At 57.1% G+C, this 13,053-nt stretch carries 15 protein-coding genes; 9 read left to right on the forward strand and 6 right to left on the reverse strand.

Annotation, left to right across the window (positions count from 1 at the left end; all coding sequences use genetic code 11):
• The first annotated feature begins 60 nt into the window (after nt 1-60).
• The 6 genes from ERD84_RS03710 (at nt 61) to ERD84_RS03735 (ending at nt 5,919) form a co-directional block, all read left to right on the forward strand.
• Nucleotides 61-1,218: a magnesium transporter CorA family protein gene (locus ERD84_RS03710; protein WP_130038257.1), complete on the forward strand. Its 1,158-nt coding sequence runs from the start codon at nt 61-63 to the stop codon at nt 1,216-1,218.
• A 66-nt stretch (nt 1,219-1,284) separates the two neighbouring features.
• A complete protein-coding gene (locus tag ERD84_RS03715; RefSeq protein ID WP_130038258.1) occupies nt 1,285-1,794 on the forward strand; it encodes a DUF1993 domain-containing protein in 510 nt (169 codons plus the stop codon).
• A gap of 91 nt (nt 1,795-1,885) precedes the next feature.
• Nucleotides 1,886-2,842, forward strand: coding sequence for a Bug family tripartite tricarboxylate transporter substrate binding protein (locus ERD84_RS03720; RefSeq protein WP_130038259.1), 957 nt, complete (start codon nt 1,886-1,888; stop codon nt 2,840-2,842).
• A gap of 62 nt (nt 2,843-2,904) precedes the next feature.
• On the forward strand, nt 2,905-3,387 hold the full coding sequence (locus ERD84_RS03725; RefSeq protein ID WP_130038260.1) for a tripartite tricarboxylate transporter TctB family protein: 483 nt from the start codon (nt 2,905-2,907) through the stop codon (nt 3,385-3,387).
• A complete protein-coding gene (locus tag ERD84_RS03730; protein ID WP_130038261.1) occupies nt 3,387-4,874 on the forward strand; it encodes a tripartite tricarboxylate transporter permease in 1,488 nt (495 codons plus the stop codon). Before ERD84_RS03725 ends, ERD84_RS03730 begins: the two co-directional genes overlap by 1 nt.
• Nucleotides 4,875-5,211: 337 nt before the next feature.
• Nucleotides 5,212-5,919, forward strand: coding sequence for a TerC family protein (locus tag ERD84_RS03735; RefSeq protein WP_130038262.1), 708 nt, complete (start codon nt 5,212-5,214; stop codon nt 5,917-5,919).
• Between the two features lie 47 nt (nt 5,920-5,966).
• Here ERD84_RS03735 and ERD84_RS03740 read toward each other — a convergent pair whose 3' ends face one another.
• Together ERD84_RS03740 and ERD84_RS03745 are read right to left on the reverse strand one after the other, a co-directional pair.
• The gene (locus ERD84_RS03740; RefSeq protein WP_130038263.1) at nt 5,967-6,599 is read right to left on the reverse strand and encodes an FMN-binding negative transcriptional regulator; all 633 of its coding nucleotides are present in this window, start codon (nt 6,597-6,599) and stop codon (nt 5,967-5,969) included.
• Nucleotide 6,600: 1 nt separating this feature from the next.
• Entirely contained in the window at nt 6,601-7,605 is a 1,005-nt protein-coding gene (locus ERD84_RS03745; RefSeq protein WP_130038264.1) for an NADP-dependent oxidoreductase, read from the reverse strand.
• Nucleotides 7,606-7,635: 30 nt separating this feature from the next.
• Between ERD84_RS03745 and ERD84_RS03750 the strand changes: the two genes are divergently transcribed.
• On the forward strand, nt 7,636-7,860 hold the full coding sequence (locus ERD84_RS03750) for a DUF3820 family protein (protein WP_130038265.1): 225 nt from the start codon (nt 7,636-7,638) through the stop codon (nt 7,858-7,860).
• Between the two features lie 51 nt (nt 7,861-7,911).
• On the opposite strand, the gene ERD84_RS03755 is transcribed toward ERD84_RS03750, so the two are convergent.
• Nucleotides 7,912-8,814: a DNA-3-methyladenine glycosylase family protein gene (locus ERD84_RS03755; protein WP_130038266.1), complete on the reverse strand. Its 903-nt coding sequence runs from the start codon at nt 8,812-8,814 to the stop codon at nt 7,912-7,914.
• 149 nt (nt 8,815-8,963) lie between these two features.
• Between ERD84_RS03755 and ERD84_RS03760 the strand changes: the two genes are divergently transcribed.
• Complete coding sequence (locus tag ERD84_RS03760; RefSeq protein WP_130038267.1) at nt 8,964-9,389, forward strand: organic hydroperoxide resistance protein; 426 nt, start codon at nt 8,964-8,966, stop codon at nt 9,387-9,389.
• A gap of 4 nt (nt 9,390-9,393) precedes the next feature.
• On the opposite strand, the gene ERD84_RS03765 is transcribed toward ERD84_RS03760, so the two are convergent.
• Entirely contained in the window at nt 9,394-9,987 is a 594-nt protein-coding gene (locus tag ERD84_RS03765; RefSeq protein ID WP_245150604.1) for a DNA-3-methyladenine glycosylase I, read from the reverse strand.
• Between the two features lie 81 nt (nt 9,988-10,068).
• On the opposite strand from ERD84_RS03765, the gene ERD84_RS03770 reads away from it, so the two are divergent.
• Entirely contained in the window at nt 10,069-11,814 is a 1,746-nt protein-coding gene (locus ERD84_RS03770) for an IlvD/Edd family dehydratase (RefSeq protein ID WP_130038268.1), read from the forward strand.
• A gap of 3 nt (nt 11,815-11,817) precedes the next feature.
• Here ERD84_RS03770 and ERD84_RS03775 read toward each other — a convergent pair whose 3' ends face one another.
• Together ERD84_RS03775 and cobA are read right to left on the reverse strand one after the other, a co-directional pair.
• Nucleotides 11,818-12,072, reverse strand: a complete 255-nt coding sequence (locus tag ERD84_RS03775; protein WP_130038269.1) for a heavy-metal-associated domain-containing protein — start codon at nt 12,070-12,072, stop codon at nt 11,818-11,820.
• A 165-nt stretch (nt 12,073-12,237) separates the two neighbouring features.
• Nucleotides 12,238-13,053, reverse strand: a complete 816-nt coding sequence (gene cobA / locus ERD84_RS03780) for a uroporphyrinogen-III C-methyltransferase (protein WP_130038270.1) — start codon at nt 13,051-13,053, stop codon at nt 12,238-12,240.

Below are 13,053 nucleotides of genomic sequence, written 5' to 3' on the forward strand. Positions count from 1 at the left end.
CCGTACGATCCCAGCCGCTCTTTAGGTATGATGGCGCAAACCGTGCTCATGGGAGTTTCAATGAACAGCTTGCGTGCCTTTTTGATCTGCCCTGGTAAATCCATTGTTGCGCTTGATACCTTGCCTGCAGAAATACCCGAAAGCGGCTTCGTGTGGCTGGCTATAGCGCGCAGCGGCTTTGCCCAGGACGTTGGTCATGTGCAGAACTGGCTTATCCAGCAAACAGGTATGCCGCTGCTGGATCTCCATGTATCTGATTTGCTTAATGCACAGCTACGCTCGCATTTCGACTACACCTCGGTTTACGACATGCTGGTCATACGTCGTCTGACGGATGGCGATGCGCGGTCATCATCGCCTGAAGCGACTGCGCCAACTCATGGAAAAGAGGACAGCAAGAACGTCGTGCCTGCAGCGCGTAAAGCGCAGACGGTTCCTGTAGGCTTCGTGGTGTTCGACAAAGTACTGCTTAGTGTGCATCCCGATAACTGCAGCATACAGGCGGCCTATGTGCAGCGGCTAAAGCAGCTTGCCGGTGCGATGTCCGACCGGGCGATGACGGCCAATACTGGCGGAGCGGTAGGAGGGGCACGGCTGCCGGATACGCCGGCCGAACTGATGCTGCGTGTGGTCAGCCTGATGATTGATGGTTATCTTGATCTGCGCAAGGTGATGACGCGTCAGCTGGATCATTGGCAGCAGCGGCTGCTGCGTCCCAATGTCCGGTTCGACAACTGGGAGGCCTTGCTGGCGGCCCGACAGGCGCTTCATCATATTTACGATATTTGCGACGACCAGCGCAATGCGCTCGATCGATGGATGGATGTGCTGGAAGATCAGCCAGCGCCGCAAAGCCCTGCGGAGCAGCACGAGCGCGATCAACTGCTGGTGCGCAGTCGCGATGTACTTGAGCATATCGAACGGGTATCACAGCATGTGCATCAGTTAGAGCGCAGTGCCGAAACAGCGGTGCAGATTCATTTCAATATTCAAAGCAACCGCACCAACGACGTGATGCGTACGCTGACCGCGGTGACAGCGGTGTTTTTACCGCTTAATCTCATAGCCGGTATTTTCGGCATGAATTTTGAATACATCCCATGGCTGCACGCCGCCGGTGGCTTCTGGTGGGCGTTGTCGTCCATGGTGTTCATTGCCGCTGTGCTGTTTGTTTATCTGGCGCGCAAACGGTATTTGTCGTCCAGAGAGCTGGACTGAAAGCCAAATAAACAATAACAAGCCTGCTATAGTGGCAGGCCACCTTACACACCTCAAGGGACGTTTATGACCAGCCCGATGTATACCCACTCCGTTCCTGTTTTCACGCAGATGCTGACCGCCCTGAAGACCATACTGGCTCAGGCTGATGTCCAGGTTGAAACCAAGTCGCTGGAGCCCGATGCATTGTTGCAGGCACGGCTGTATCCGGACATGTTTCCATTGATCAAGCAGGTGCAGGTAGCGGCTGATTTTGCGCGTGGCATTTCGGCGCGTTTGGCTGGTATTGAAGTACCCAAGTACGAAGCCACTCAGAAAAGCTTTGCCGATCTCGATGCGCTGTTGACGGAGACATTGACATTCATCGGCGGTGTGGACGCTGCCCAGTTTGACGGCAGCGAATCGCGCGAAATCATATTGCGTCCCGGAACACCCAAGGAAAAAAAATTAACCGGCCAAACCTATCTGGCCAATTATGGTTTGCCGCAGTTTTTCTTTCATGTAACGACAGCTTACGCGCTATTGCGCCATAACGGCCTTGCCATAGGCAAGCGTGACTACATGGGAGCCTACTAACTTGCTGCCTTGACAGCTAATTATCACGGGCTTACTCTGCCCGCAAGTGTGTCGCACGACGCATAGTAAGAATGAATCCCAGGAGACAACAATGAGAGTGACCCGTTTATTGAAATCGTTGGCCATAGCCACCGCGCTGTGCGCAGGTGCTGCCCAAGCGCAAGTCAGCGTGATGCTGCCTGCCAACCCCGGCGGAGGCTGGGACTCCACCGGACGCCAGGCGTTTCAGGCCATGAACGATGCGGGAATTTATACGGGTACTGTCAACTTCACCAATAAGGGCGGAGCGGGCGGCACGATTGGTTTGGCCGAGTTCCAGCGGGCAGAAAAGGGCAAGGCCGACGCCCTGGCGGTATTCGGTGCCATTACCGTGGGCTCGATTACGTTAAATAAATCGCCGGTTGATCTCAGCAAGTTCAAGCCAGTGGCACGCCTCACGGCAGAGCATCTGGTGCTGGCGGTCAAGGCCGACTCTCCTTACAAGACGCTGGATGATTTTGTTGCCGCGCTCAAGAGCGACCCTGGCGCCACAGCCGTTGGTGGCGGATCGGCGGGTGGTGTTGACCATATTGCCTTGGCGTTACTGGCGCAAAGCGCAGGCGTGGCCGTACCGAAGCTGAACTATATTCCTCAGGCAGGTGGTGCAGACACTGTTATTGGTATTGTCAACGGAACGCTGAAGGCGGGTATTTCGGGCATTTCCGAGTTCCAGCAGTTTGCCAAAGAAGGTCGTATCCGCATTCTGGGTATTACCACTGCCGAACGCATGAAGGGTCTGGAAGACGTGCCAACGTTCAAGGAATCGGGCTATGACGTTGAGGTCGCCAACTGGCGTGGCATTTTGGGTTCGGTCGATATGCCCGAGGCCAACTATAAAGAATGGGTCGAGCGCTTCAGCAAACTGAGCGAAAGCAAAGAGTGGCAAGCGGTGCTCGACAGGCAAGGCTGGGATGGCTATTTCCTGCCGGGCGACGCCTTCGGTCAGTTCATTCAGTCCGAAAGCACGCGCATCAATCAGATCCTCAAGGATGCGGGGCTGAGCAAGTAGCGCAGCTTTCTCAGGGCTTGCTTGCGAGCAGGCTCTGAGTGTGTTGAACAGAAGGAATATTGATGACGCTGCTGCGTGAACGCCCCTGGTGGTTGGGGCTGGCTGTGATCCTCATGGGGTCAGTCTGTATTTATGCCTCGACCGAGTTGGCTGCAACGGCGCAGTATGCGGCTATTGGCCCGGGCATGTTTGTCATCGGTGTGGGCGTGGGCCTGATAGGTCTGGGTGTGTTGCTCCTGATCCAGATTGCTCAAGGCGAAGTGTTCGAGCCAGAAGATACCGAAAATGCGGCCGCTGGCCAACCCATGGATAAGCGGGCTTTCTTCACCGCCCTGGTGGCAGCCATATTGCCGGCGCTGGTCATCGATATGCTGGGTTTGCCCCTGACCGGCATGCTGTCGTTCATGCTGGTGGCGCGTGCATTTGGATCGCCGCGCTTGGTGTCCGACCTGATAATCGGCCTGGTGCTGGCGGGCTTGGGCTGGCTTTTGTTCGGCTGGCTGGGCCTTGATCTGGGCGGCTTTCTTCCTTTGGCGGGCTGGTAATGGATACCCTGGGACTACTGCTGCACGGCTTTGAGGTCGCTCTCACACCCATCAACCTCTTGTGGGCCTTGATCGGGTCGATACTGGGTACGGCCATAGGCATTCTGCCGGGTATTGGTCCGGCATTGACCATAGCCTTGTTGTTGCCTGTCACGATATCAGTAGGTCCGGTATCGGCTTTCATCATGTTTGCCGGCGTGCTCTATGGCGCGATGTACGGCGGGTCTACCACCTCGATTCTTATCAACACGCCCGGCGAAGCCGGTTCCATGATGACTGCGCTCGAAGGCAACAAGATGGCGCGGTCAGGGCGTGGTGCTGCGGCACTGGCCACGGCGGCCATAGGCTCTTTCGTTGCCGGCACCATTGCAACCCTGGCCCTGACATTTGCCGCACCGGTTGTGGCGGAGCTGGCCTTTTTGCTTAAGCCGGCCGACTTCTTTGCACTGACTATTCTGGCGTTCACTTCGGTGGCGGTGGTGATGGGGGCCTCGCGGGTGCGCGGGTTTGTGTCACTGTTCATGGGCCTGGCGCTGGGTGTAATTGGCATTGATGCCATGACGGGCCAGCCACGCATGACCTTTGGCATGCCTGACCTGCTCGATGGTGTAGAGCTGACCGTGGTGCTGGTGTCGGTATTTGCCATTGGCGAAATACTGTACGTGGCCAGCCGCTATGCGCATGCTCCGGACGATATCGTTGCAATCAAGGGCAGGGCCTTCATGACACGTGAAGACTGGCGCCGTTCCTGGAAGCCTTGGCTGCGTGGCACCGCCATAGGCTTTCCTATTGGCACCATCCCTGGGGGCGGGTCCGAAATACCCACCATGCTGTCTTACACGCTCGAAAAAAAGCTGTCACGGCATCAGGATGAGTTTGGCAAAGGGGCTATCGAAGGGGTCGCTGGCCCTGAAGCCGCCAATAATGCGTCGGCGGCCGGGGTGCTGGTGCCGCTTTTGACACTGGGCTTGCCAACGTCGGCCACGGCGGCCATTTTACTGGCGGCTTTTCAGAATTACGGCCTGCAGCCGGGGCCTTTTCTGTTCAGTAGCAATCCTGAGCTGATCTGGGGGCTGATTGCCTCCTTGTACATCGGCAACGTCATGCTCTTGATCCTTAACCTGCCGTTGGTGGGTATATGGGTCAAGCTGCTGAAAATTCCCCAGCCACAGTTGTATGCAGGCATTTTGGTGTTTGCCATGATGGGGATCTGGGGCGTATCAGGCTCGGTATTTGATCTGGCCATGATGGCGGGACTGGGCGTAGTCAGCTACGCCATGCGGGTTTATGGTTTTCCCATACCGCCATTGCTGATCGGTCTGATCCTGGTGCCCTTGGCCGAGACGCAACTTCGTACCGCCCTGGCGGCCGGGCAGGGCAAGCTGTCGGTCCTGGTTGAAACGCCTATCTCGATTACTTTCCTGTCCCTGTCCTTCCTGTTTCTGTTCTTACCCGTGTTGTTGAAGCGTTTAAGGAGCTCGTCGTAACAGTTTGGTGCTTGACTTTGCACCATATGCCATTACACTTACGCCTATCAAGGGGAGTAGCTTTCTTTCCGCAGCATCGTCATTACGGCAGTTTTGCAGGTTTTTGCAAACTCCCGGTGCTCGGGCAACACACCATGTTGCAAGCAAGACCTTGCCGTTAAGGGCAAGGTCTATACTCCAGCGATAGCTGTGGCCTGAGTCCTGACGGATCAGGCCATTTTTGTTTTTATTCGCTGCTTCCCTTGTCTGCATCTTATGCAATTCAAGCAGGCGGGTCGAAGCAGCCAGTCCGATCCGTTTCTCTACTAAATTATTACATTCACTTAAAGGGTGATTGATGCTTGAATTTTTACAAACCCTGAGTTGGGCAGCCGTTTTTCAGATTGTTCTGATCGATATTCTGCTTGGAGGCGATAACGCCGTGGTTATTGCACTGGCTTGCCGGAACTTGCCACGCAAACAGCGGATGCAAGGCATTTTGTGGGGTACGGCAGGCGCCATCATCTTGCGCGTTGCCTTGATTGCCTTTGCCCTGACGCTGCTGAGCGTACCCTTCCTGAAAATAGTCGGGTCTGTACTGCTGATTTGGGTCGGTATCAAGCTGCTGATTCCTGACGAAGACGCCCATGGCAATGTCAAGGGTGGCACATCCATTGCCTCTGCAGTCAAAACCATTATTGTGGCCGACTTCGTGATGAGCCTGGATAACGTGATTGCCATTGCGGGTGCTGCACAAGGTGCCCACCCTGATCATCAGATCGGCCTGGTCGCATTCGGCCTGATCATCAGCATACCCATCATTATCTGGGGCAGTACTTTGGTATTGAAGCTTATCGACCGCTACCCGAGTGTTGTAACCTTTGGTGCCGCCTTGCTGGGCTGGATCGCCGGTGGCATGCTGATCACGGACATCGTCATCGTCGAGCAGTTTGGCGAACCTTCGGGCGCCGTGAAGCTGGCCGCTGAGGTGGCCGGTGCCGTGTTGATTGTGGTGGTCGGACGTTGGTTCGCAAAACGTAAGCGTGCCGCTACGGCTAGCGCATAAGCGAAAGCCGTAGCGTGGGCAACTGAATCAGTTTGCTTGCCTCGCTTTTAACCCTTGGCAGGGGCAGCCAGCATGGCATCGCCAAGCACGGTATGCCCCTGCTCTTTCAGGGCAATACCGGCGCCGTGTATATCTTGTGGCGCTTTGTTCTGGCTTAGCTTGAACTTGCCGACCAGGCTGGTGATTTCTATTTCTATACCAACAATGGCCTTGAGCATGGAGTCGATATACTCCTTGGGGCCATCTGTCATTTTCCAGGGCTGTGGCAAGTTGGCTTCGTGCCTGCGGGTCAGCCGGGCGACCACCCCTCGTACATAGCGTTCATCGTCCCGGATTGTGATGCGCCCATGGGCATGGGCCACCATGTAGTTCCAGGTTGGCACCTGCTTGTGGTGTTCCTGCTTGCTTGGATACCAGGTGGGCGACACATAGGCGTGCGCGCCTTGAAAAACGACCAGCACCTTGTCTCCAGTTTGCACGTCCTGCCACACGGGATTGTTGCGCGCTACGTGTGCGAGCAGCGTGCCCTGCGGCCCTTGCTCGGGCTGGAGCTCGAAAGGCAGGTGATTGGCGTCGTAGCCGCCAGCGCCATTGGTGAACAGGATGCCGAACGGATTTTGATCGATGAAGCCGTGCAGCACCTGGGTGGACGGTTCCTTGAAGTGATCGGGTATGTACATGTTAGAGTCGCACCAGTCGTTTGCCCAGGTTCTGGCCCTGGTACAGTTCTTGTATTGCTCCCATGGCGGTGTCGAGCCCGTCGGTGATGTGCTCGCGGTGATGCAGCTTGCCCGTCCTGACCATGTCTTCGAGCTGACGCACATATGAAGGATAAGTATCCATGTGGTCGAATTGAATGAAGCCTTGCATGCGGGCGCGCCGGGTAAGCAGGATGCGTTCGATGCGGGGGCCCATGGGGGCAGGATCCCAGCTGCTGATCGAGGCGGTGCCGCATATGACAACACGTGCACCGATGGCCAGTTGTGGCATGACTGCATCGGAGATCCGGCCGGAGGTATTGTCGAAGTACACATGGACGCCATCGGGACAGGCATCTTTCAGCGCTGCGGCGATATCGTCGGTTTTGTAATTGATGACGTGGTCATAGCCGAACTGTGTCTTGCAGGCTTCGGCTTTTTCGGGCGTGCTGGTCAGCCCCACTGTGCGGCAGCCCAGCGCTTTGGCGAGTTGGCCCACGCATGATCCCACACCGCCTGCTGCCGTGGATACCACTACGGTCTCGCCGGCTTGCGGCTGGCCCAGCTTGTCGAGCGCGGTGGCGGCCGTGACACCATTCAACCCCAATACGCCCAGGTACAAGGAGGGTTCAAGGTCGGTGGTGCTGATGTTTTGTACGATCGCGTCAGGCGTTATGACCGCATAATGTTGCCAGCCGAACCAGCCCATCAGACGGTCACCCTTGTTGTAGCCGTCTGCGGCTGAGTCCACGACGGTGCCGACACACAATGAGCGCATGACGTCACCAACCGGCACACTGGCGTAGTTGTTGGCATCGGCCAGCCAGCCTCGCATGGCCGGCTCGATGGATAGCCACTGGTTTTGTACAAGAATCTTTCCTGGCCCGAGCTCAGGTACAGCTTCGCTTGTCCGGCGAAAATGTTCTGCTGCGGGAATACCGCTGGGCCGTGACGCCACACGTATGCATTCGTTGGTAAGCTTGCTCATATCCATCTATAACCCTTTGCTTGGTTGGCCGTGTATCCAGAAGATCTAGAATTGCTTGTATCGCGTACGATGCCTTTTGGCAAATACAAAGGGCGGTTGCTGGCCGACTTGCCGGGTCACTATTTGAACTGGTTTGCGCGCAATGGCTTTCCGAAAGGCGAGCTGGGTCGGCTTTTGGCCTTGATGCACGAGCTTGATCACAATGGTTTGTCTGCTTTATTGGCCCCTCTGCGCAAGACGGCGACGCCGTCCTAGCTGGCGGGCAGAAAGGATTTTGGTGTTGCGTGCCGTGCCCAATGGCACCCATCAATATGCGGTATTCGAGCGCGATGCCCAGAGATGTGCGGCCAGCAGGGCGCGCCAGGGCGAAAATGCTTGCAGCCAGGCCTGAGCCTGTTTTTCAGTCAATTTTTCGGGCGTCCCGAGCAGTGTTTCGATGCCATGGCGCACGGCTACGTCGCCATGCAAGGACCCGTCCAGCCAGCCGAAGCCGCGCAACAAGGTGTAGTTGACCGTCCAGGGGCCTATACCGCGCACAGCCAGCAGGCGTTCACGCAGCTCTTCGATGGAGTCGGCCTGTAAGTCCTCAACCAGCACGAGCTGTTTGCTGATCAGGAGGGAGGAGATCTCTTGCAGCGAGCGGGTCTTGCTGGCTGAAAACCCCGCCTGGCGCAGGGTGTCGGGGGCTAGCCCCGCGATCTCCTCGGGGCCAGGGTGGCACAGCAGGCCGCTTGAGTGCCGCAACTGAGTGGCCTGTATCAAGCGCCGGCGTATGGATACGGCGGCGCCTACACTGATTTGCTGCCCGGTAATGGCCCAGGACAAGGCTTCGAAGGGTGTAACGGCAACAGGCACCCGTAAGCCGGCCTGCTTGCTGATAAGCTGGCCCAGCAACGGGTGATTGGAGTATCGTTGCTCGAAGGCGTCCACATCCTGAGCCAAGCCGAGCATACGGTTAACCGTTGCTTTCAGCAGGGCTTTGCTGCCGGTGGGGGCCATGCCATCAAGCGCCAGGTCGGCCACTGCCTGCCCGGGTTCGAAGCGTAGGCTCAGGCAGGCCGGTACGCCCTGCCATAGCAGGCCTTTGTGTAAAGACGAGTCGTCGACGCGCTCGGAGACTTCCTGGGTATCGCGCCGGTGAAAGGCCAGTATGTCCTGGGGGCGATATGAGCGCGGCAACGAGATGCGGCAGCGTAAGTGGGTAGCCATGCAGCGATGTTAGCGCAAGAGAAACCGCTTGCATGTAAAGGTTGTACTTAAATTGTGCACAGTTTGATCGTATGCTTGTAGTTCCAGTACCAGCGGGCTGGTATGAAACTTGCCGCTGGTTTGTTGCTCACCTTTAACAGGAGATTCACATGTCTTTAGAGAAAGTGGTTTACCGTGCTCAGGCAACGGCAACCGGTGGTCGTGATGGCCGGGCGGTGTCATCGGACGGTGCTCTGGATGTCAAACTGACGACCCCAAAAGATATGGGTGGCGCCGGTGGCGAGGGGACCAATCCTGAGCAATTGTTTGCCGCCGGCTATTCGGCTTGCTTTCTGGGTGCCCTGAGGCTGGTCGCGAGCCGCGAAAAGGTGTCCTTGCCGGACGCAACCAATATTCAGGGCTCTGTTGGCATAGGCCCTATTCCTAATGGCTTTGGTATTGAAGTCGAGCTAAAAATTGCGGTACCTGGCCTGCCGCGCGAGCAGGTACAGGCGCTGGTCGATAAGGCGCACATTGTATGCCCTTATTCGAATGCTACGCGCGGCAATGTGGATGTTACGCTGACGCTGATTTAGGGCGTCAGGTAGCGGCTAATACCGGGTGGCGATGGCAGTCTGTGGTGTGATCCATCAGGCAGCCTATGGCCTGCATATACGACTGGCATATGGTTGGGCCCACAAAGTTGAAGCCGGCTTTTTTTAAGGTACGGCTCATTTGCTGTGCTTCGGGCGTGATGACCGGAACATCGTGCATGGACGGATATTGATGGATCTTGGGTTGGCCACCCACAAAAGACCAGATCAGCGCCACCGGGTCGGGCTGAGCCAGCCAGGCCCGGGCGTTTTGCCTTGCTGCGTTCAGCTTGAGGCGATTCCGTATGATGCCGGGGTCTTGCATCAGGGTTTCGATATAGTCGTCGCTGATACTGGCCAGTTTTTCGGGATCGAAATTGAACAATACCTCGCGATAGCGCGGGCGTTTCTTGAGCACGGTAATCCACGATAGCCCTGCCTGGAAGCCTTCCAGCAACAGCATTTCAAATAAGTGGTGAGGGTCGCGTGACGGCACGCCCCATTCTGTGTCGTGATAATCGATATAGATGGGGTCGCTGGAGCACCAGGCACAGCGCACCAGGCTGGTGTCCCGATCGCTGCTGGGTGGAGTGTTGGCCATGGGCTGTTTCCGAATAAGTGGGCAAAAGTATTGCACGACGGTAAGATTACCTTCAATCAACCCGGAAGAGAATGGCAGCTCATGAACAAGAAAAATCCCCAGGTCCCCGACGAGAACGCCACAGGCTTGCGCAAAGGCCTCACCAGTTACGGTGACAATGGCTTTTCGCTATTCCTGCGCAAGGCCTTTATCAAGGGCGCTGGCTATACCGATACGGCGCTTGATCGGCCGGTCATCGGCATTGCCAATACCGGTAGCGCGTATAACCCTTGTCATGGCAATGCAGAGCAACTGATTGAGGCGGTCAAGCGCGGGATCATGCTGGCGGGCGGATTGCCCATGGACTTTCCCACAATCTCCATCCACGAAAGTTTTTCGTTTCCGACCAGCATGTATTTGCGCAACCTCATGTCCATGGATACCGAGGAAATGATCCGGGCGGCTCCTATGGACGCAGTGGTGCTGATAGGTGGTTGCGATAAAACCGTACCGGCACAGCTGATGGGGGCAGCCTCGGCCGGTATTCCGGCGATTCAGCTGATCACGGGCTCCATGCTGACCGGCTCGCACCGCTCAGTGCGGGTAGGTGCGTGCACCGATTGTCGCCGCTACTGGGGCAAGTATCGGGCTGAAGAAATCGACGATGAAGAAATTGCCGACGTCAACAATCAGCTGGTTGCCAGCGTGGGGACTTGTTCGGTCATGGGTACAGCCAGCACGATGGCGTGTATTGCCGAAGCCCTGGGCATGACGATACCCGGCGGTGCGACACCACCGGCGGTTACTGCAGACCGCATGCGTATCGCTGAATTGACGGGTGCCCAGGCTGTGAAGATGGCACAGACTGGCCTGACCATAGACAAGGTTTTGACGGCCGAGGCCATTGAAAATGCCCTGAGGGTGCTGCTGGCCATCGGTGGCTCAACCAATGGCATCGTGCACCTGACGGCCATTGCGGGGCGCATGGGCATCAATATTGATCTGAAGGCGCTCGATCGCATGGGCAAGGAAACGCCTGTATTGCTCGATCTGAAACCTTCCGGCCAGCACTATATGGAAGACTTCCACAAAGCGGGCGGCATGGCTACTTTGCTGCGTGAGCTCAAGCCCTTGCTCCATCTGCATGCCATGACAGTCACCGGTCGGACATTGGGTGAAGAAATTGAAGCGGCAGGGCCTGGCTTTGCTCAGGACGTGGTCAGGACGGCGGCCCATCCCATTTATCCGCAAGGCGGTATTGCCGTGCTCGAAGGCAATCTGGCACCGGGTGGCGCGGTCATCAAGCAGTCGTCGGCCGATGCCGGCCTCATGGAGCACGAGGGCCAGGCCGTGGTGTTCGAGAACGCGGCTGATATGGCTGACCGTATCGATCGCGATGATCTCGACGTCAATGCCGACGATATTCTGGTGCTGAAGAATATCGGTCCCAAAGGCGCCCCCGGCATGCCCGAGGCTGGCTATATTCCCATTCCCCGGAAGCTGGCGGTACAGGGGGTCAAGGATATTGTCCGGATTTCGGATGGGCGCATGAGCGGTACGGCCTTCGGTACGATCGTGCTGCATGTGACGCCAGAATCCGCCATAGGCGGACCGTTGGCCTATGTGCAGAACGGTGACCGCATACGCCTGAGCGTCAGGCAGCGCGAGATTGCCTTATTGGTGTCTGACGAGGAAATGGCGCGGCGCCGGCAAGCGGCGCCTGTGGTGCCGCCGGTTGCCGAGCGCGGCTATAAAAAACTATTTCTTGATACGGTCACGCAGGCCGACCAGGGAGTGGATTTTGACTTCCTGCGTGCACCCTCAATGAAGCAGTCGGTGCCTAAGTAATAATCAGCCGCCACATCCGCCGCAGCAAGCACCGTCTTCCCCGTGCACGGGCTTGGCAATCTGATACCCCGCGTCCTCGACGGCAACTTGCAGGCGCTGTGTGGACACCTGTTCTTCGTTGAACGAGACCGTAGCCTTGCTGTTCTTGAACGATACTTCAACAGAGCTCACGCCGTTGATGGCTTTGAGCGCGCCAGCCAGGGTGGCGGCACATTGTTCGGTTTGCAGGCCGGCCAGTTTGAGTACTCCGATTTGCATGTCATTCCTTCTGTATGGGGTGATACGTGGTTTGTTGATCGCTGGATAGCTTGCCGTGATGGGCATCAAAAGATTCATATTGTATGTACCTTTTTGACTGTGCTGCGGCTTATCCCTGTTGTGCTTGAGGTCAATGCAGGTGTGGCGTTTCAGGCCACACTTGATTTATACCGCGAGGGCCAGCGCAGAGACTTGATCAAGGTCAAGGCTGGCGTGCTGGGCCAGGCCCACCACCCGACCCAGCACGATGACCGATGGGCTGCCCAGGTCGTGGGCTTTTACTTTTTGAGCCAGCTCGGAAAGTGTCGTGGTCAGTTGTCTTTGTGCGGCGCTGCTCACGTTTTGTACGACGGCAACAGGCAGGTCGGCGGTAAAGCCGGCAGCCAGCAGCGTGTGAGTCAATTCGTCGATATTGCTCATCCCCATGTAGCACACCACACTCAGGCCGCTGGCGGCCAGCGCTTCCCAGCAGGGCTGGCTACCGTCTGCGGTATGAGCGGTCACCAGCACGACGCCGCGCGAGCAGCCTCTATGGGTCAGGGGCAGCCCCAGGGCGCTGCCTACGGCCAGTCCGGCCGTGATGCCGCTAATGGCCTCGACCAAAATTCCGCGTTGGGTCAGCCAGATCATTTCTTCGCCGCCGCGTCCAAATATAAAAGGATCCCCGCCTTTGAGCCGTGCCACCGCATGCCCCTGGCGGGCGTAGCGTGCCATCAGACGCAAAATAAACTGTTGGGAAGTTGATACACAGCCGCCCCGCTTGCCGACATGGATGATGCGGGTTTGCGGGCTGGCGAGTTCCAGTATGGCTTGGCCGGCCAGGTCGTCCACCAGCCAGATGGTGCAGCGCTGCAACTGTCTTGCTGCCTTTACCGTGAGCAGATCGGGATCGCCGGGGCCAGCGCCGATCAACCAGACTTTGCCTTGACGATTCTTGGTGAGCTCAGTCGTGGGACTTGCGGTCAAAGTGGGTGTGCTCAT

The organism is Pollutimonas harenae, assembly GCF_004153685.1.
Lineage (GTDB): Bacteria > Pseudomonadota > Gammaproteobacteria > Burkholderiales > Burkholderiaceae_B > Pusillimonas_C > Pusillimonas_C harenae.